This window comes from Ramlibacter rhizophilus (assembly GCF_004681965.1).
In the GTDB taxonomy this organism is placed as follows: domain Bacteria; phylum Pseudomonadota; class Gammaproteobacteria; order Burkholderiales; family Burkholderiaceae_C; genus Ramlibacter; species Ramlibacter rhizophilus.
In genome coordinates, this window is the sequence record NZ_SMLL01000007.1 from 122772 (window position 1) to 144331 (window position 21560).

Consider the following 21560-nt stretch of genomic DNA (forward strand, 5'->3'; position numbering starts at 1 on the left):
GATGCGCTCTCCACCCGTCTTCCCCGCGCCCGTGCAGACCCCCACGCGGGCCCGCCGCTGGGGCGCCGCGCTCACCCTGGCCGCCGTCTGCCTGCAGACGCTGCTGTCGGCCGCGCCAGCCTACGCGCAGATCACCGCTGCGCCCGGCGCCGTCGCCGGACAGCGGCCGCTGCTGGACGCTGCACGCAACGGCACGCCCGTGGTGCTGATCGCGCCGCCGAGCGCGGCGGGGGTCAGCCGCAACCGCTTCGGGCAATTCGACGTCGGCACGGCGGGCGCCATCTTCAACAACAGCGCGGCTCGCGTGCCCTCCATGCTGGGCGGCGAGGTCGCCGGCAACCCGCAGCTCGGGCGCAGCCCCGCGCGCATCGTCCTTGGCGAGGTGATCGGCGGCGGCGCCAGCCAGTTGCGCGGCCCGCTGGAGATCGCGGGCCAGCGCGCGGACCTGGTGATCGCCAACCCGGCCGGCATCGCCTGCGACGGCTGCGGCTTCCTCAACGTGGGGCGCGCCACGCTCAGCACCGGGCTGCCGGTCTGGGGCGAGGCCGGCTCGCTGCTCGGGCTGGACGTGCGGCAGGGCCTGCTGTCCATCGGGCCCGGCGGCCTCTGGGCCGATGAGCTGCGGCAGCTGGACCTGCTGGCGCGCGGGCTGGTGGTGGCGGGCGAGCTCTCGACGCCCGAGTTGCGCGCGCTCGTCGGCGCCAACCAGGTGCGCTACGACACCCTCGCGGCCACGCCCCTTGCCGCCGAGGGCACTGGCCAGCGCTTCGCCATCGACATCAAGGACCTGGGCGCGATGCGTGCCAACCAGGCCTGGCTGATCGCCACCGACAAGGGCCTGGGCGTCAACAGCACGGGCCGGCTGGCGACCCGGGCAGGCGATCTCCACATCAGCGCCGACGGCCAGCTCACGCTGAGCGATGCCGAGGCCCGGGGCGACCTGCACCTGTCTTCGCAGGGCGCCATCGCCTTGGAAAGCCGCGCCCTGGCCGGCGGCGAACTGCGCGCGAGCTCACCCCTGCGCATCGGGAACGCCGGCACGGTGCAGGCAGCGCGGCTCACGCTGGCCACGCCGCACCTGCGCAACGAGGGCACGCTCGTGCAGACCTCGGCCGACACACCCCTCGGGCTGGCGCATGCCGCGGCGCTGGAGAACACGGGTGTGATCCACACCCCGGGCGAGCTGCTCCTGTCCACGCCCTGGCTCGCCGGCGCCCCGGGCCGGGACGGCCGCATCCTGGCGGGCGGCGACCTGCGCGTGGCGGCGTCCCCGCTACATCTGCGCGACCAGCAGCTCTTCGCAGACGGCTCGCTGCGCATCGACGCTGACCAGGCGCAGCTGGAGCGCGCAGCCCTCACCGCCCGCCGGGAGGTTTCGGTCCAGCCCCGGGCGGCGTTGGGCCTGGTGGACAGCACGCTGCAGTCCGGCGCCGCCCTGAGCCTGGCGGCTGCCGACCTGTCCATCGTCCGCGGCACGGTGCTGGCGGGGGACAGGCTCGCAATCGAAGCGCAGAGCGTCGCCGCGAAGGACAGCGTCTTGCAGGCCAGCCACGCGGTCGATGTGGCGGCGGATCGCATCGCCCTCGTCCACTCGGCCATCGACGCGAATCGCATCGAGCTGCGCGCCCACGACTCCGCGTCCATTGAAGGCAGCGAGCTCAGGGCGGCCGAAGTGGTCCGCGTGAACGCCCAGGGGATCGACAGCCGGGACGCCACGGTGCAGGCCACCCGCATCGCGGTGGACGCAGGCGAGGGCGCGCTGCGCAACGAGGGGGGCCGCTGGCTGTCCAGCGGCGATGCGGCCGACGCCCTGAGCGTGCGTGCGCGCGGCATCGACAACACCAGCGGCCAATTGCGCGCGAACGGCGGCATCGTGCTCGACGCGCGCGGCGCCTTCCTGGACAACGGCGCCGGCACCCTGGCCGCGAACGCGCTGGACCTCTCGCCCCTGCACCGGCTCACCAACACCGGCGGCCGCATCGAAAGCCGCGAGGCCGTGGCAGTCGTTGCCGACGAGATCGACAACCGCCAGGGCACGCTGGTCAGCGGCGCTTCGCTGCGGCTGAAGGCCGGGCACGGGGGCCTGCGCGGCGAGCAGGGCCGGCTGGAAGCGGCGGGCGACCTCACGCTGGACCTCGGCGCGGCCGCGCTGAGCGCCCGTGAGGCGGTGCTCGTCGCGGGCGGGGACGTGTCCGTCGCCGCCGGTGAGGTGGATTTGACCCGCGCCACCCTCGCCAGCGGCCGCCACCTGGGGCTGGATGCTGGCCGGCTCACCGCCGCCCAGGCGCTGGTGGTGAGCGAGGGCAATGCGCGGGCGCGCGTGCAGGGTGCAGTGGCCGCCCAGGCCAGCACCTGGCTCGCGGACGGCGCGCTGGACGTGCAGTCGGCGAGCGCTGAGGTGGATGCGACTGGCGCCACGCTCGCGGCCGCGGGCGGCCTGACGCTGCGCGGCCAGGGCCTGCGCGCGGATGGCGCCACGGTCGAGGCCGCCGCTGTCCAGCTCGATGCAGGCCGCGGTGCGCTGAGCCATCGGGGCGGCAAGACCTTGGCGCTGGGCGCAGCGGGCGCCGGACTGCAGGTGAAGGCGCTCAGCGTCGACAACCGCGAGGGCATCCTGGCCTCCGACGCCTCGGTGGACTTCGAGCTTGCGCAGGCCCTCGTCAACGACCAGGGCGTGCTGCACGCGGCCGGTCCTCTGCGCATGCAGGCGCAGCAGCTGTCCAACCGGGGCGGTACGGTCGCCAGCGGGCAGGCCGCGGCCTGGCGTGGCTTCGCCGTGGACAACCGCGGCGGCGAAATGGCCGTGCGCGGCGACCTGGACCTGGACACGGCCGGCGCCGCCTTCGACAACGAAGGCGGAACGGTGATCGCCACGGGCGACCTGCGCCTGTCCGCCGGCCGCCTGGACACGCGGGACGGCCGCCTGCGCGCGGGCGCCGCGCTCACGGCCCGGGCCGAGGTCCTGCAGGGCGAGCGGGCCGAGTTCAGCGCGCTGCAGCCCCTGGCGCTCACGGGTGCGCAGGCCCTGGTCCTCGACCAGGCGCGCATCGCCGCAAACCAGGCCGTGGACCTCGGCGGCGGCGACATCCACGCGCGCGGGGCCGTGATCGAGGCGGGCGGACCGGCGCAGGCGCGCGCATCGGGACGGATGGACCTTCGCGCCGGCACGGTGCTGTCGGCCTCGAGCGCAGGCGGCGTGGCGCTGGAGGCGGCCGAGCTGGACGCCGGCAATGCGCGGATCGCCTCCGCCGGCAGCGTGGACCTGGCCAGTCGCAACGGCGCCGTGCACCTGCAGGAGGCCACGGTCCGCGCCGCCGGCCCGCTGAGCGCCCAGGCTGCCGGGGGCCTGTCCGTGGAACGGGCGCGCCTGGCCAGCAACGACGGGCTGGCGCTGGAAGGCGCCAGCATCGCCGCCGCCGATTCCAGCCTGAGCACGGGCGGACCGTTGCACCTACAGGCCCGACGCGCCGGCATCGACCTCACCGCCGCGCAGCTCACCGCCGATGGCGCCATGGCAGTCGAGGCTGCCGCCCAGCTACAGGCGAGGAACGCAACCGTGGACGCGGCTGGCGATCTGAGCGTCCGCGCGGGCGGCGACGTCGAGGCCGCAGGCCTGTGGGCGCAGAGCACGCAAGGCAACCTGCGCATCGACGCACGCGAGCTGCGCACCGCGCCCCCACAAGGCGACACACGTCGCAGCGCCCTGTATGCCGCAGGCGACCTGCAGCTCGGCGCGCGCGCCGGCATGGACCTGTCCCACACCGACACCCAGGCCGCCGGATCCATCCGCCTGCAAGCCGCCGAGGCACTGCGCCACGAGGGCGGCGAACTCGTCGCCGGCCAACAGGCCACCGTGCAGGCCGGCTCGGTGGTCAACCGCGGTGGCCTGCTCGCGGCGGGCAGCGCGCTGGCCTTACGGCTCGGAACCGGCGGCACCTTGGACAACGAGGCCGGGCGCATCCACAGCGCCGGTGCGCTCAGCATCGACGCCGGCTCGCGGCCGCTGTCGGCGGTGTCCAACATCGAGGGCAGCATCGAGGCGGCCGGGCCGCTGCACCTTTCGCATCAAGGCCTGGACAACACGCGCGGAAGCATCGTCGCGCTCGCGGGGCTGCAGCTGGAGGGCGGCCCGGTCCGCACCCGGGGCGGCCGGCTGGCGAGCCGGGGCGCGGTGCGCATCGACACGGCCGGCGGGGAGCTCGACGGCGCGGGCAGCGAGGTGCTGAGCACCGGCGGCGACGTCCACATCGTCGCGGGTGACACGCGTCTGCAGGCGGCCCGAATCGCCGCACGCGGCGCACTGGACCTGCGCGGGGCCGACACGGACCTTTCCGGCGCCGAGCTCGTCGCCGGAACGCAGGCGAGCGTGCAGGCGCGCCGCCTGCGCGCCGCGGACGCGGTCCTGCTCGCCCAGGACGCCTTGGCCCTGCGGGCCGACGCCATCGACGCCGACGGCCTCACCCTGCAAGCCGGCGGCGCCGCCCGGCTCGAGGCCGCCGACGGCCTGGCGCTGCGCGGGGCCACGCTCTCCGCGAGAACGCTGTCGCTGGAGGCCGGCCGCGGCGCCCTGGACGCCACGGCCAGCGAGCTGCTCGCGACAGGTCCGCTGGCGCTGAGCGGGCAGGGCATCACGACCGCCCGCGCCCGCATCGCCACGGGCGCCGACCTGCGCATCGACGCCGGCGCCGGCGCGCTGCACAACGCGGGCGGCATCCTGTCCGCGCAAGGCGCTTCGCACATCGGCAGTGCGGGCCTGGACAACCGACACGGCGTCGTGGTCGCGGACGGCGCCATGGACATCGCGGCCAGCCGCGCCGCCTTGGACGCACCAGCGGCCGCCACCGACAACAGCGGCGGCGCCATCCTCAGCACGAACAGCACCGTGCGCCTGTCCACCACGGACCTGCTCAATCGCGAGCGAGGCCTCGTGGCCGGGCGTGGTGCCGTCCGCATCGACGCGGGCGGCGCCATCGACAACATTGGCGGAAGCCTGGAAAGCGGCGCCGGCCTGCACATCGCTACCAAGGTTGATCTGGTCAATGCCGGTGGCCGCGTGGTCTCGCGCGGCGAGTTGGACGTGCAGGCATCGGCCCTCGACAACCGCGCCGGCCTCCTCGCGGCCCAGGGTGCCGCCCGCGTGCAGGCGCGCAGCGGCCACCTGGACAACACAGGCGGCCGCCTGGAGGCGCTGCAATCGCTCGCCCTGGATGTCGAAGCGGAGCTGCGCAACGACGGCGGGACCCTGCTGGCCGGTGAGGGGCTCAGCGTGCAGGCGCAAGGCCTGAGCAATGCCCAGGGGCTTGTCGGCACGCGCGCTGGCGACGTGAAGCTGCAGATGGAGACCTTCGCCGGCACCGGTGGCGCCGTGCTCGCCGGCGGGAATCTCCAGGTGCAGGCCGCCCGCGTCCTCGAAGCTCGGAGCGCCGACTTCGCCAGTGAGGGCGACATGCAGTTGCATGTCGGTGAGGCCCACCTCCAGGGCGCTCGTGTCGTCGCCGCCGGCGCGCTGCAGGCGAAAGTGGACCGATTGAGCGCTACTGGCGCACGCTTCGCGGCCGGCCATGAACTGCAAGTCGATGCCGGTCGTGGCGAGATGCAGGCCGCTGCCAGCCGCTGGCAGGCCGGGCAGGCGCTCGCGCTGACCGGTGGCCAGACCGATCTCACCGGCGCCGAGCTGGTGTCGGCAAACGAACTCAGGCTGGACGGCAACGAGGTACGCGGCAGCGGCGCCACCCTGGCCGCCGGCACCGACCTGCGCCTGGAAGCCACACGCGGTTTCGACTTCGCCGGCGCCACCCTTGCCGGCGCACGAGACCTGTCCGCGCGCACACCGGGCGGCATCGAGCTGCAGGGCGCCTCCGTGCTCGCCGGCCGTGACCTGCAGCTGGCAGCCGGCACGGCGCTCGACCTGCGCGGCCCGCGGCTCGAGATCGGGGCGGGCCGGGCGGTCTCCGTCCAGGCGCAAGGCCTGGACCTGCGGGGCCGTTCCCTGGCCACCCAGCAGCTCACGCTGGACGCCGGCGGCGCCACGCTCGATGCACGCGAGGCCGTCCTCGCCGCCACCTCGCTGCGACTGCAGGGCACCGGCCTGCGCACCGCCGGCGCCAGCATCGCCGCCGATGAAGACCTCACGCTGGACGCCCGCGGCGGGGTGCTGGACAACAGCGGCGGCCTGCTCCTGGCCCGGCGTGGTGCGGCCTCGCTGCGCGGCGGCGCCGTCGTCAATCGCGCAGGCGCCATCGGCAGCGGCACGGACCTGGACCTCGCGGCCACCACGCTGGACAACGAGGCCGGCACCATCCTTGCCGGCGCGTCGCTGGACCTGCGCCTGGACGGTGCGCTTGCCAACGCCAAAGGCCAGCTGGTCGCCCGCACCGGCGCATTGAGCGTGCAGGCGCAGGGCATCGACAACCGGGCCGGCACCATCGATGCCGCCGGCGATGCCCGGGTCGATGCCGGCGCCGGCCAGCTGGACAACGCCGCCGGCCTGCTGCGGGCGCGCCGCCTGGACCTCATCGGCGAGCTGCACAACGCCGCCGGCGTGGTCTCCGGGCTGGATTCCGCACGGCTCACCACCCGCGCGATCGACAACGCGGCTGGCGTCATCGAGGCCGGCAGCGGCGGCCTGCGCATCGACACGCAGGGGCACCGCCTGGCCAACACCGACAGCGGCGCCGACCGCGGCATCGTCAGTCGCGGCGTCATCGACATCGCCGCCGGACCCATCGACAACCGCAGGGGCTACATCGGCGCCGGGAGTGCTCTGACCCTGCGAAGCGCCGGCGCGCTGGACAACCGCCAGGGAACGCTGCTCGGCCTGGCCGACAGCACGGTGGACGTGGCCGCCACCCTCGACAACCGCGGGGGCACGGTCAGCGGCGGCGCCGACCTGGCGCTGAGCGCTGCAAGACTCGACAACCGGGGTCCGGGCAGCGCGGTCTTCGCGGCCCGCGACCTGCGCCTGCGCGCCGACACGCTGGACAACAGCGGCACCCGCGCCAGCGGCGCGGAGGCAGGCGTGCTCGCCAGCGGCTCGGAGGCAGGCCTGCTCGCCAGCGGCTCGCAAGGTGGCCTGCTCGCCGGCCGCGACCTGACCGTGGACGCCAGCACCCTCGTCAATGCCGAGGGCATGGTCTTCGCCGGCCGCAGCCTGGTGCTGCGGGTGCCCTCGCTGCTGGACAACGTTGCCGGCCGCATCGCGGCGGACAGCGCCGCCGTGCAGGGCGCGCAGCTCGCCAATGCGGGCGGGCGCATTGACGCCAAGTCCAGCCTCGCCCTCACGCTCGGGCAGCTCACGGGTTCCGGCGTGCTCGCCTCGCAGGGCCTGCTGACGCTGGACCTGCCCGGCGACCTGCTCCACCAGGGCTCACTCTCCGCAGGCCAGGCGCTGGCGCTTCGCATCGGCGGCACGCTGGACAACGAGGGCATCGTCTCCTCCGCCAATGCACTGCTGCTGCTCGCTGGCAACCTCAACAACCGCAGCAGCGCCGAGATCAGCGCACGCCAGGCCACCATCCAGGCCGACGGCCTGTTGGGCAACGAGGGCCTCATCACCGCCCGCGCCGGCGTCACGAACCTGCGCGCGGTCGCGGTCCAGAACGTTGGGCGCATCTACGGCGACCAGGTCCAGATCAGCGCTGCGAACACCCAGAACGCGAACCGCCGCAACGGTGCGGCCGGTGTCATCGCCAGTCGCGCGGGCCGCGTCACCATCGACGGCCCCCTCGTCAACGCGCCGAACGCCCTCGTCTACAGCAGCGGCGACCTGCTCGTCACCGGCCCGGTCCTGAACACGGGCGGCACGCTCAGCGCCGAGCGGCACCTGGAAATCCGGGGCACGCTGGACAACCGCAACGCCGCACTGAGCACCACCGTGCAGACGCGGCAGGAAGCGGCTTCTGCGTTCTACATCACGCCGGTTGGCAGCACCCAACGCTACACGCCGGAGCAGCTGCGCTGGCGAGGGGATGACGCGGGCATCTGGATTCTTCCGAGCGACACTTATCCCTTCGAGACGTTCGGCTCGGACTTCCTGCCCTTGAGCCGCCAGTGCACGCCCGAGACGGACTCGACACCGGAGGTCTGCTGGTCCATCGATCACCCGGTCTTCGCCAGCTTCGACGCGATTCCCGGACCTCTCGACGCTGCCATCCTGGCCTTCAACGCGGACCTGAAGAAGCGCCGCGTCAGCCACTGGTTCGAGACCACGATCACCGGCCGCACCGTGAGCGAGACGGTGGTCACGTCCAGCGCGCCCGGCCAGGTGCTGGCCGGCGGAGACATCCGCCTCGCTGGCGGCGCGAACACCGACAGCGTCATCGTCGCGGGCGGCAGCCTCTCGGGCGCCATCGACAACCGCGCCAGCCAAGGCACCCGGCAGACCACGGAACAGGGCAGCATGGCGCTGAGCCGGCATCGGTTCAGTGGCGGCGTCTTCGAACGGCACTGGCGCGAAGTCGATCCACCGCAGCCGATCGCCAGCGCGCCGGTCACCCAGTCCTTCAACCTGCCGGTCCTTCGCTACCAGTCCGGCACGCCGCCCGCGCTCGACCGACCGGCCGCGCCAGTGACAGCCACCCCCGCCGCGGCGCAGGTGCCCGAGCACAAGCCCCTGGCGCTGAGCGTTCGCACTGTGGCCCAGCCCTCGGTGCCCACACCGACCCTGCCGTCCGCGGATGCGCCTCCACCGGCGCAGGCGCCCGCCCGCATCGACCTGCCGGCCGAGGCGCCCTCAGCACGCGAGCTGCCGACCGCGCCGCAGCTCGTGCTGAGCGACACACCCGCCGCCGAGCCACCCCCCGCGAGCGCGCCCGGCGTTACCACGCCGGCCACGGCGGTCACCATCCGCGACGCCGTCCGCCCCGCGCTGCGCGGCAGCACCATCGCCGCCGAGGTGCGCACCGACCAGCGGCGCGCGCTGGAAGCGCCGCGCGTCGCGCTGCAATCGCTCGCGAGCGTGCCGCGTCCCCAAGCCGAAGGGATCCCCACCCCACGCGCCCCGCAGCTGACGGCCGTGCCCAAGCTCGACGGCTTCACCACCGTCGCCTTCCGGGGCACCATCACCGCCCCCGCCAACCAGCTGTTCCGCACCGACCCGGCAGGCCGCGGTCCGCTGGTGCAGACCGACGCCGCCTTCACCGAAGGCCAAACCTACGCCTCCAGCGCCGACTACCTGGGCGCCTTCCGCCTCGATGCGTCCTTCCACGGCCGCCTCTACGGCGACGGCTTCGCCGAGCAGCGCCTGGTGGACGACCAGGTCCTCGCGCTCACGGGCCGCCGCTTCCTCTCCGACTACGGCAGCAGCCAGGACCAGTTCCGCGCCTTGCTCGACGCTGGTGTCCTGCATGCCCGTGCGCACCAGCTCACGCCCGGCGTCGCGCTCAGCGCCGAGCAGATGGCCGCGCTCACCACGGACATCGTCTGGCTGGAAACGCGCAGCGTGCAGCTGCCCGATGGCCGCACGGCCGACGCGCTGGTGCCGGTGGTGTACCTGCGTCGGCCCACGGACGGCGACCTGCGCCCGCAGGGCGCGCTCCTGGCCGCGCGCGATATCGCGCTGCGCACCGCCGGCGACTTCAGCAACAGCGGCACCGTCTTCGCCTACGGTGAGGGCGATACCAACGACGGCCGCCTGAGTGTGGAAGCCGCCAACGTCCACCAGTCCGGCATGCTCGCCGGCCAGTGGATCGACGTGCGCGCGCAGGGCACGCTGGACCTCACCGGCGGGCAGGTGCAGGGCCTGGGCGAAGACAGCTGGGCGCGCCTGAACGCCCGCGACATCGTGCTGCGCAGCACGGTACAGGCCACCGAGGCCGTGGCCGAGGGCCCCCACGGCACCAGCACCGCGCGACGCACCGAGGTGGACCGCGTCGCCACGGTCGCGGCCGACCAGCTGAGTGTCTCGGCCCTGCAGGACCTCACGCTCCAGGGCGCCGTCGTCCGCGCCCGCGGCGGACTCCTGCTGGAAGCCGGCCGCGACCTGCGCATCGACGCCCTCGAGACCGGCTACGAGCTGCAGCTGCCCCTGGGCGGCGAGCACCGCGGCCGCAGCAGCCACTACCGGCAGGAGGGCCTCACGCACCGGGGCAGCGAGGTTGCCGCCGGTGCCGACGCCGCCCTCGTCGCGGGCGGCACGATGGCCCTCACGGGCAGCCGCGTGCGGGCCGAAGGCGCGCTGTCGGTGGATGCCGAGCGCGTGGACGTGCAGGCCGCCATCGACGCCGCCTCCATCGACCAGCAGGCGGTGAACCGCCGGGGCCACACCCGCATCGCCGAGCGCGACGAGACGCTCGCAGGCGGCGAACTCAGCGCCGGCGGCGACCTCACCGTAATCGCCCGCCGCGACATTGAGGCACGCGGCGCCACCTTCACCAGCGACACCGGCCGCGCGGCCCTGGTCGCGGGCGGCAATCTCACCCTGGGCACGGTCGAGACCGAACACACGCGCGAAGCCGAGCACGCTGAAAGCCGCAAGAGCACCTTCTCCAGCAGAAGCCGCCAGAGCAGCAGCGCCACCACGGCGCGCACGGCCGAAGGCAGCGTGGTCAGTGGCGACACCGTGCACCTGCAGGCGGGGCAGGTGGGCGACAACAGTCAGCTGCGCGGTGGCGTGGTTGAGATTCACGGCTCCGGCATTGCCGCAGCCGGCGATGTCGCCATCCTCGGTGAGCGCGTCCGCATCGACGCGGGCACGAACACCGAAGCATCATCCCGCTTTGAACAGGAGCGCCGTACCGGCCTGGGCGCGCTCGGGGGTCTCTCCTACGGCAGCCGCGAGGAGGCGCTTCGCCAGCAATCGACGGCGACAACGGCCGCACGCAGCACGGTCGGCAGCGTGCAGGGCAGCGTACGCATCCAAGCGTCCGAGGGCGTGCACATCACCGGCGCGGACCTCCTCACGCCAGCCGGTGACATCGACGTCCACGGGCGCCGCGTCCTCATCGACGCCGCGCGCGAGACCGCCAGCCAGCAGGTCCAGCAGCAACAACGTCAAAGCGGCATCAGCGCGAGCGTCCGCAACCCCGTGGTCGATGCCGCGCGAGCCGGCGAGCAGCTGGTGCGTGCCGCGCGCAACACCGACAACCCGCTGATGCAGGCCTTGGCGGCAGCATCGGCAGCCATGACCGCGCGGCAGGCTGCGGGCGCCGTCCAGAAGAATCCTGCCGAGGCAGGCGGCGTGAACATCGGCATCACCTTCGGCAGCAGCCGTAGTGAGAGCCAGTCCAGCCAGAGCGAAGAACGCGCCGCCGGGACCGAGCTGCGCGCGGGCGGCGACGTCCGCATCAGCGCGACCGGTGGCGGTGGCGAATCGGATCTCACCCTCCGCGGCAGCATCGTCCGGGCCGGCCGCGATGTCACGCTGGAGGCCGACGACCAGATCACGCTGGAGGCCGAGCACAACCGCGCCGAACAGCGCAGCCGCCACACCAGCCGCAGCAACAGCATTGGCGTCATGGTCGATCCCCGCAGCGGCGGCGGCGTCGGCCTTGGCGCCAGCGCCAGCCGTGGAAGCGGCAACGGCGAGGGCAAGGACGAACGCTGGTCCCCGACGCAGGTGGAGGCCGGCGAACGCCTGGTCGTGCACAGCGGCGGCGGCACCACCCTGCGCGGTGCCAGCATCGGCGCCGCGCAGGTCACCGGCCGCATCGGCGGCGACCTCGTCATCGAAAGCCTGCAGGACACCAGCAGCCACCAGAGCCGAAGCCGCGGCGCGGGCGCGTCGCTCGTGGTCGGTCCGAGCGGCGGCGGCGGCAGCGTCAGCGCGAGCCGCAGCCACATCGACAGCCGCTATGCCAGCGTCGGCGAGCAAAGCGCCATCCGTGCCGGCGACGGCGGCTTCGACATCGAGGTGGAAGGCCAAACCCGACTGGTGGGGGGAGCCGTCACCAGCACCGAGGCAGCCGTACAGGCCGGCGTGAACCGTTTCGTCGGCCGCCAAAGAGTCCAAGCTGAGGACATCCACAACCGTGCCACCTACAGCGCCATCGGCGCGGCCGTCAACCTCGGCACCGGCTTCAATCCCCAAGGCAATCCCACGGCCGACGGCACCAGCGCCGGCTGGGGCCGGGACAGCGGCGAGGTCAGCAGCATCACCCGTGCCGGCATCACCGGCAGCGCGGGGGACACCAGCCTGCGCACCGGCGATGCATCCAGCGGCATTGCGCCGATCTTCGATGCGCAGCGCGTGGAGCGGGAGGTGCAGGCGCAGACCACCATCACGCAACTGGCCGGCCCACAAGCCGCGCAGGCCTGGGGCGAGTTCGCGACCCGCCAGTACATCGGTGCCCTGGAAGGCGCGGATGCGGACGGCCAGGCTTGTTGGGGAGCGGATGGTGTCTGCCGCGCCGCCGGGCACGCGGTGGTGGGCGCCTTAACCGGTGGCCTAGCGGGTGCTGCGGGCGCAGCCACCTCATCGCTCGTGATGCCGGAAGTGCAGCAGGGGCTGATAGAGGCCGGCCTGCCAATCGAAGCGGCCAACGCCGCTGCGCAGGTGCTGGCCTTGGGCGCGGGTGCCGCGCTCGGCGGCGCCCAGGCGGGCGGGGCGGCCCTGAACGAGACGGGCAACAACGCCCTTGTGTTTGCGCCGCTGCTCTACGAAGGCCTGATTGTCGCCGGCACAGCAGCGGCGCGCGCATGTATGGCCAACCCGAGCTGCGTCGGCAGGCTCTCGGCCTTGGGAGTCACCGCAGTGGCTGCGATCCATCGGTTGGCGAATCCGGAGGGCGCGGAGCTGCAGGCGGGACCGCCCGGATTCGTGGCTGACCGACCTGCCGGCACGGGCGGGGGCACCAGCACGCCGACCCCGCCGCAACCGCCTGTGATGGTTACGACGTCCCCTCGACAGGACGAGCCGTCGAGAAGCTCCGCTGATCCGGGGTTCCAGGTCACGGACCGGCCAGTTGATAGCGTGACGGCGCTGCCGGCTACGCAGGTGGGGTCTGAGGCGGGTCTTGTATTCAGCACGGCCCCAAGCGCGGGCGATCAGCCCCTCCATTCGGACAGCCGCTCTGACCGGACGGTCCAAGCTGCACGAGAAGCCACGGCGGTGGGTTACTACCGGTCCTTGGGATGGGAGGATTCAAGGATCGCATCCCATGCGCGAGGCATAGATTTCTCCAAGCCCGTTGAGATCGTTACTTTGCCGAAGGGCGCCCAAGTGGTTCAATATCAAATTCCTGGCGGGCCGGTCGGCGGCTACTTCGCGCCTGTTGGAACGCCAGCGGAGTCTCTTGGTATTAGCTCCGCTGGCCGTGAAAGGGTCATTTACGTCGTCACTGAGGAGTTACAGGTGCTTCGTTCAACGGCGGCAAACACCTCATTGGACCTCACTCTTCCTGAGTCCGCTCGGGGAGCTGGGGGAGGGGTGCAGTTCTTCACGAATAACCGAAGTGCGTTCAAACCGTTGGGGGGGCAAGAGAAATGACTGCTACGCTCGCTGTCGGTGGCTTGTACTCATTATCAAGTGACGCAATTATTGGGAATTGTCAATTTCGTAAGGGGCAGATCGTCGTTTATACAAGTGGCGGGTACAGCCCGTACGACGATTGCTACATTTATCAGTTTGTCAATCTCGTAGGCGGGAGGTATATCTGTGCGCGTTCGTCCCAAATGACTGAATTGGAGATGCAGGTTTTCAAAAGGCTCGCACTCAATTAGCTCAGCTCTTCTGAACCCCGCGCGACAGCTTGAGCGACATGCGCATTACCGAAGTACGCGAGGCGTCCTCTTCGACGCTAACGCACACCACCTGCCAGGCAGGCCTGAGTGTCAGCGCCAGCCACCCGGTGCTCGATGCGGGCAGCACCGTTGGCCGCCTGGCGCGCGCCGCCGGCGACACGGACGATGCGCGCATGCCGGCCCTGGCCGCGGCCTCGGCCGCACTGACGGTCAACGAGGCCGCCGCCGCCATGGCCAACCCCGCCAAGGCCAACGCCAGCATCAACCTCACCCTCGGCAGCTCCAAGCAGACCAGCCGCACGCAGGAGCAGGCCGACACGGCCGCAGGCTCCACGGTTGCCGCAGGCGGCAACCTCAGCGTGGTCGCCACCGGCGGCGGCGCGGACAGCACGCTCCGGGTCCGCGGCAGCCGCCTCAGCGCGGGCGAAGATGCGCTGCTGCAAGCCGATGGCCGCATCGACCTGCTCGCCGCGCAGAGCACCCGCGCGCAGCAAAGCCGCAGCAGCGGCAGTTCCACCAGCATTGGTGTCGGCTTCAGCACCGGCGCGCAGAGCGGCGTCACTTTCAACGCCGGTGCCAGCCGCAGCAAGGGCCAGGCCGACGGGCAGGAACAAGTCCACACCCATACCCAGGTCAGCGCCGGCAACGCGCTGGTGGTGCAAAGCGGCGGCGACACCACGCTGCGCGGCGCGGTCATCGACGCGGACACCGTGCGCGCGCGCATCGGCGGCCATCTCACCATCGAAAGCCCGCAGGACACCAGCACCTACGAGAGCCGCCAGACCAGTGCCGGCGTCGGCGTAAGCCTGTGCGTGCCGCCGCTGTGCGCGGGCTCCAGCTCCGCCAGCGTGAGCGCCGGCCGCACCCGCATCGACAGCACCTATGCCAGCGTGGGCGAGCAAAGCGCCATCCGCGCGGGAGACGGCGGCTTCGACGTGCAGGTGGAAGGCCGGACCTCGCTCACCGGCGGCGCCATCACCAGCACGGACGCGGCCGTGCAGGCCGGCGCCAACACCTTCACCAGCCGCGAGGGTGTCCAGCTGCAGGACGTGAACAACCAGGCCGGCTACAGCGGCCGGGGCGTGGCGCTCACGCTCGGCAAGGGCGTGGACACGCAAGGCACGCCCACGGCCACCTCACGCGGCGCGGGCTTCGGCAGCGACAGCGGCAGCGCGCAGAGCGTCACGCGAGCGGGTATCTCCGGCGTGGCGGGCGACACGGCGGCCCGCACGGGTGACGCGCAAACTGGTATCGCGCCGATCTTCGATGCCGAGAGGGTGCAGCGCGAGATCGACGCGCAGGTGACGATCACGCAGCACGCCCTGCCCCAACTGTTCAGGGCGGCGGGCACTTATGCGGACCGGCAGCGGGACGACCTGCGCACCCGGGCGCGCGGCGAAGTGGACCCGCAGCGGCAGGCCGAGCTGAATGCGCAGGCGGGTCGATGGGAGGAGGGTGGGGACTTTCGCGTGGCCCTGCACAGCGCCATCGGGCTGCTCGGTGGCGATGTGGCGGGCGCCGTCGGCAGTGGCGCCGCAGCCGCTGCGGCCCCGGCGCTGGAGCAATTGCAGAACGGCGTCTCTGTCGCCCTCGCAGACGCCGGCCTCACGCCGGCACTGGCCCGCGAGGTGGCGAGCGGCGTTGCCAGCGTGGCTGCGGCGGGCATCGGTGGCATCACGACCGGGGGAGCCCTGGCGGGGGCTGCGACCGGAATGAACGTGGATGCCAACAACCGGCAGTTGCATGCCGCCGAAGAACGCTGGCTCAAAGACAGAGCCAAGGACTTCGCCAGGCAGGAGGGCATCAGCGAGGATGAGGCCTTGCGCCGATTGACGCAGCAGGCCCTCAAGGACGTGGACTTCCTCTGGCGTGCGCAGCTTGCCGACGGCGACGACGCGAAGGCACAGGCCTTCCTCGCGGGCGCGGAGCAGACCTTCACGAACGACCTGGGCGCGCAGCAGCGCCTGTTCACCGCCACCGGCCAGCAGCTCCTGCGCCCGGAGATGTTCGCCGACACGGCCGACCCGGCGTTCTATCGGCAGTTCGCGCAGAGCGGCATCAGCCGCAGCCTGAGCGCCGGCCTCGCCAAGGAACTGCGGGACTCGGGCATCGACGTGGCACGCGGCGCTGTCGACCTCGCGCGCACTGCGCGGGACAACCCTGGGCTGGTCGTGAATGCGGTGTGGGAGACCGTCAGGACCTTGCCGCACAGCGTGGTGGATGGCTTCAAGGAATCGGGGACGTCCATCGGCGAAGGCACCGCTGTCGCGCTGACTCCGGCATTGGCGTCGAAAGTCGATGCGCTTTACGGCTCCGACACGGCCGGCGCACAGCGTGCCCTGCTGGCCATCCGTGTCGCAGCCGCAGTGACGGGCACGGCGGGCACAGCCAAGATGGCGGCAAGTGCGGCGGACGCAACAGCGGTCGCGGTCGCGAGGAAGCTTGACGACGCTTTGGACCAGAAGGCGCTGGAAGGCCTGCTGAAGTCCGGTGGTGTGCATGACAGGAGCGGCAACCCGCTGCTGGACCTGAAGCAACTGACCGATGCGCAGAAGGGAGCGATGGGCGACCTCTTCGGGGCGAACACGGTCAAGCAGATCGTGCCCGATGGGCAGAAGATTGCGCGCGTGCCGGGCGTCGGGGAGACTGGTATCGACGACCTTTACAAGGTCAATCGCCCGGATGTGGATTACGTGGTGATCGAGTACAAGTTTGTGGGGGACCCGAAGCGATCCGGGAGTTCTGCGCTGGGGAGTACCGCGGATGGGAGGCAAGGATCGATAGAGTGGATTACAGGGTCTAATCGTTTAGGGAAGGCCGTGGGCGACGATACGGCGCATGCGGTAAACCGAGCCGCTCAAGCGGACCGCATCGAGACTTGGGTGGTAACCACGAAGGCAGACGGCTCCACCCTCGTCCAGGTCTTAGATGCCAAAGGAGCCGTTAAGGCGATCGATACGTCGCGGGTTTTGGCGCCAACACGCAATCTTTCGGGAGCAACGCCATGATTCGAGCGACGAGAGGAAATCTGACGTATTGGTCTGCACGAGTCGAGTTCGATTTGAACGCCATGCGAGACGATTGGGTCCTGCTAAACCAGCCAAGTCGTAACCCGCTCTACGACCCGCAGTTCGCCATGATGCTTGCGGAGCGAGTGCTGCGGCTCATGCTCAGGAGGTATTCGCGAGGCGACGCGGTACCCGAGACGGCACAACACTTCACTCAACTCCTGGACGCATGGGAACTCTCGAACTGCTTGTCCGAGCGTATTTGCCGAGAACGCGGCCTGCTGAGCTGCCGCAACTGGAAGTTCGAGATCTCTGACCTGGCTCATTACAACTGGTGCTTCTGGCTGGTCGGCCTCGCGCTCGCCCTGGAAATCCCCAACGACCAGTGGCAGCGCCTGCTGGCCCTCATCGGCGGCGAAGGAGAGGACGTCCTTCTGGACCAAGTCATTGCCTTCCGGCAGCCGGGCCGCCTGGTCGGCACCAAGCTCCTGCACCCCAAGCCCTACGCCCGCCTGCTCAGAACCATCGAAGCCCCGCGCGAGCAGCAGCCGCAACTGCTGCTGGACTTCGTCGACCACTGGTACCCCGAGCTCGCCCGCAAAGGCAAAGACGAGCTGTGGTGGTACATCTACGGCGACCCGGTCAAGCACCCGCTGGAGATGGGCAGCTACTTCGGCCGCTGGTGCATCGAAGCCGTCGCAGCCGTCAAGGCCTTCGGAATCGACGACAGCCTGTGCCTCGGGCACGAGCACTATCCCGGGGACCTGCTCCGGCCTGATGGTCCTTCGACGCATCGGCCTCGCCAGGAGCACGCGAGGCCCGGTTTCTTGCACAGGTTGTTGCAGCTGATCGCACGTCGATGACCGTCGGACGCATCGGCTTGGCCGTCATCGCCGTCATGGTCGGCGGGCTGCTGGGCGATGTACGCGCAGCCGCCGACGCGCCATCCGTCAGCACCGGCGCCATCCGCAGCCAGGGCCAGGCCGATGGGCAGGAACAGGCCCACGCCAACACCCAGGTCAGCGCCGGCAACGCGCTGGTGGTGCGAAGCGGCGGCGACACCACGCTGCGCGGCGCGGTCATCGACGCGCACAGCGTCACGCGAGCGGGCATCACCGGCATCGCGGGCGACACGGCGGCCCGCACGGGTGACGCGCAAACTGGTATCGCGCCGATCTTCGATGCCGAGAGGGTGCAGCGCGAGATCGACGCGCAGGTGACGATCACGCAGCACGCCCTGCCCCAACTGTTCAGGGCGGCGGGCACTTATGCGGACCGGCAGCGGGACGACCTGCGCACCCGGGCGCGCGGCGAAGTGGACCCGCAGCGCCAGGCCGAGCTGAACGCGCAGGCGGGTCGATGGGAGGAGGGCGGGGACATCCGCGTGGCCCTACACAGCGCCATCGGGCTCGTCGGTGGCGATGTGGCGGGCGCGGTCGGCAGTGGCGCCGCTGCCGCTGCTGCGCCGGCGCTGGAGCAGTTGCAGAACGGAGTCTCTGTCGCCCTCGCGGACGTCGGCCTCGCCCCCGCATTGGCCCGCGAGGTGGCGAGCGGCGTCGCCAGCGTGGCGGCGGCGGGCATTGGCGGCATTGCGAGCGGGGGAGCCCTGGCGGGGGCTGCGACCGGGATGAACGTGGATGCTAACAACCGGCAGTTGCACGCCGCCGAAGAGCGCTGGCTCAAAGACAAGGCCAAGGACTTCGCCAGGCAGGAGGGCATCAGCGAGGACGAGGCCTTGCGCCGCTTGACGCAGCAGGCGCTGAAGGACGTGGACTTCCTCTGGCGAGCGCAGCTTGCCGACGGCGACGACGCGAAGGCACAGGCCTTCCTCGCGGGCGCGCAGCAGACCTTCACGAACGACCTGGGCGCGCAGCAGCGCCTGTTCACCGCCTCCGGCCAGCAACTCCTGCGCCCGGAGATGTTCGCCGAGACCGCTGACCCGGCCTTCTATCGGCAGTTCGCGCAGAGCGGCATCAGCCGCAGCCTGAGCGCCGGCCTCGCCAAGGAACTGCGGGACTCGGGCATCGACGTGGCACGCGGCGCCGTCGATCTTGCACGCACGGTGCGGGACAACCCGGCGCTGGTGGTGAATGCGGTGTGGGAGACGGTCAGGTCCTTGCCGCAAAGCGTGGTGGATGGCTTCAAAGAATCGGGGACGTCCATCGGCGAAGGGTCTGCCGTCGCCCTCAGCCCGGATCTGGCGGGCAAGGTCAACGCGCTCTACGGCACCGATGCGGCCGGCGCACAGCGGGCCTTGCTGGCCATCCGTGTCGCAGCCGCAGTCACCGGCACGGCAGGCGCAGTCAAGGCCACCGCAGGTGCGGTGGATGCCACAGCGGGAGCGGTCAAGGCCTCGGGGGCGGCTGCGGAAGAGGCGGCTGCCGCCCTTGCGAGGAAGCTGGATGCCGCGCTTGAAGAGAAAGCGGTGAAAGCCCTGCTGATGTCGGGCGGCGTGCATGACAGGAGCGGCAACCCTCTGCTGGATCTGAAGCAGCTCACCGATGCGCAGAAGGGAGCGATGGGCGACCTATTCGGGGCAAGCACGGTCAAGCAGATCGTGCCCGATGGGCAGAAGATTGCGCGAACGCCCGGCGTTGGACAAACGGGGATCGACGACTTGTATAAGGTTAACCGGCCGGATGTGGACTACGTGGTGATCGAGTACAAGTTCGTGGGGGACCCGAAGCGTTCGGGGAGTTCATCTCTTTCTATGACGGCGGATGGACGGCAAGGATCAGAGCAGTGGATAACTGGTTCCGAACGCCTGATTAGAGCGGTAGGAGATCAGGCTGCTGAAGCGGTTGAGATGGCTCTCAGAAACGGGCGAACCGAAGCTTGGGTGGTGACGACGAGGGCGGATGGTTCAATCAATAGATTCGTCCAACTTGCTCCCTCCAGTGAGGAAGCCTATCGGAGTAACCCCATGATTCGCGCTCCGCTCGGAGATCTAAAGTATTGGAATGATCGCGTCCGCTTTGACCGTGAGACGATTGAGAGCAAGCAGCTTGCGCTAAAGGAGCCAAGCAAAAACCCTCTCTACGATCCAGAGTTTGCGATGAGTGTCGCCTCGCGCGTGAGACGCCTGATGCTCAGGAGATACTCTCGCGGGGATTCAATAAGCGATCTCAAGCAACATTTCCCAGCTTTAATTTCTTCATGGGAGCTGTCGAACTCACTTTCAGACGAAGTCTGCAAGAAGTACAACCGAACGAACTGCCGCGACTGGATATTCGAACTCCGTGACCTGAACCACTACAACTGGTGCTTCTGGCTAGTCGGCCTCGCGCTCGCCCTGGAAATCCCCAACGACCAGTGGCAGCGCCTGCTGGCCCTCATCGGTGGCGAAGGAGAGGACGTCCTTCTGGACCAAGTCATTGCCTTCCGGCAGCCGGGCCGCCTAGTCGGCACCAAGCTCCTGCACCCCAAGCCCTACGCCCGCCTGCTCAGAACCATCGGAGCCCCGCGCGAGCAGCAGCCGCAACTGCTGCTGGACTTCGTCGACCACTGGTACCCCGAACTCGCCCGCAAAGGCAAAGACGAGCTGTGGTGGTACATCTACGGCGACCCCGTCAAGCACCCACTGGAGATGGGCAGCTACTTCGGCCGCTGGTGCATCGAAGCCGTCGCAGCCGTCAAGGCCTTCGGCATCGACGACAGCTTGTGCCTCGGGCACGAGCACTATCCTGGTGACCTTCTCCGGCCTGATGGTCCTACGACGCATCGTCCTCGCCAGGAGCAGGGCAGGCCGGGGCTGGTGGGAAAGTTGTTCCAGCTGTTCGCACGTCGATGATCGTGGGAGGGTGTGTCGGCAACCTGATGTTGGCCGCCATCAGCTATCGAACGGGTTTTCGCAGATAAGGACGGATTACGACTACCTGTTCGACTTCGACTCGCATACGGGAGAACTTCTTCGTTTTGCACGACCGAGCCGCACCCAGGTAGCACAGTGCCTCGTGACCTGCTGGCGGCTCGGACACAAGCCGTGCTACCGGGCGCCAATGAATACGTAGCCGCGTCCCCAAACAGCGTCCCAGTCCGGACCCGTGATCACGTAAAGCTGCGCAGTCTTCGGGTCCCAATAGGCGATGCCATCATTCCAGCCCGGCGACTTGCAGGTTTGGTCGAAGGGAAGACTGATCCAGTAGACGTTGAGCTTCGAATCCGGGAAGACTTCACCGCTGGCGGTGCACCCTGAAGCGCTCGTCTTCACGATCTCGCCCGCCTCAGTGATGACGATGGTTGCCGCCTCACGTGTCTCCAGGCCGACGAATTCACCTGAGTACGTCCCCGCCACTTGCGCAAGTGTCGGTGTGCCCTCCAGCGAGTGGTATTCGTTGGCTGTCAATAGTTCCGGTCCTGTCGGGCGAATGAGACGCCCTTCGAATGCGCCAGAATCATTGACGCTTCCGCTGAGCGCGGTGACGCCAAATTGACCGGTTTCGAAGTTGTAGTCCAGGCTGTTGCTCGCTCGGATGGTTCGTCCAATGATCTCTGCGCCGTCTTGTACAAAGCCAGTGACAGACTTTGTTGACTTGTCGGAGTAGACAATCATGTACCCGGTAGTAACCCCATCCGTGAGCACGAAGGCGGTGAAGTCCTTGCCCGCATCGGTCGCGCCGCGCCAAAGTCCGGCTGGACTTTCGGCCTTCGGGGTCGTTGAATCCGGTGCTGTTGACTCGATGGTAGTTTCGGCGATGGCGCTTTCTTCGCCACCGCCACCGCCACCGCCACCGCAGGCGCTAAGCGTCAGCGCGAGTGCGCCAATCAATGACGAAATACTCAGTCGGAATGTAGAGGGCATGTCGGGCCTTTGTGAGTTGACGAAAAGAGGGTGTGAACGTCCGAGGCATCAGCGATGCAGCGGGTCAATAGCCT

Annotated in this window: 5 protein-coding genes; 4 read left to right on the forward strand and 1 reads right to left on the reverse strand. The window is 70.3% G+C overall.

Annotated features, from left to right (window positions below; all coding sequences use genetic code 11):
- Nucleotide 1: 1 nt before the first annotated feature.
- The 4 genes from EZ242_RS17560 (at nt 2) to EZ242_RS17575 (ending at nt 20475) form a co-directional block, all read left to right on the forward strand.
- Entirely contained in the window at nt 2-13423 is a 13422-nt protein-coding gene (locus EZ242_RS17560) for a two-partner secretion domain-containing protein (RefSeq protein ID WP_135286501.1), read from the forward strand.
- A 271-nt stretch (nt 13424-13694) separates the two neighbouring features.
- On the forward strand, nt 13695-16685 hold the full coding sequence (locus EZ242_RS17565) for a hemagglutinin repeat-containing protein (RefSeq protein WP_135286502.1): 2991 nt from the start codon (nt 13695-13697) through the stop codon (nt 16683-16685).
- A 62-nt stretch (nt 16686-16747) separates the two neighbouring features.
- A complete protein-coding gene (locus EZ242_RS17570) occupies nt 16748-17548 on the forward strand; it encodes a PoNe immunity protein domain-containing protein (protein WP_240787155.1) in 801 nt (266 codons plus the stop codon).
- Nucleotides 17545-20475, forward strand: coding sequence for a PoNe immunity protein domain-containing protein (locus EZ242_RS17575; protein ID WP_135286504.1), 2931 nt, complete (start codon nt 17545-17547; stop codon nt 20473-20475). Before EZ242_RS17570 ends, EZ242_RS17575 begins: the two co-directional genes overlap by 4 nt.
- 195 nt (nt 20476-20670) lie before the next feature.
- On the opposite strand, the gene EZ242_RS17580 is transcribed toward EZ242_RS17575, so the two are convergent.
- Nucleotides 20671-21486: a hypothetical protein gene (locus tag EZ242_RS17580; RefSeq protein WP_135286505.1), complete on the reverse strand. Its 816-nt coding sequence runs from the start codon at nt 21484-21486 to the stop codon at nt 20671-20673.
- Nucleotides 21487-21560 lie beyond the last annotated feature (74 nt).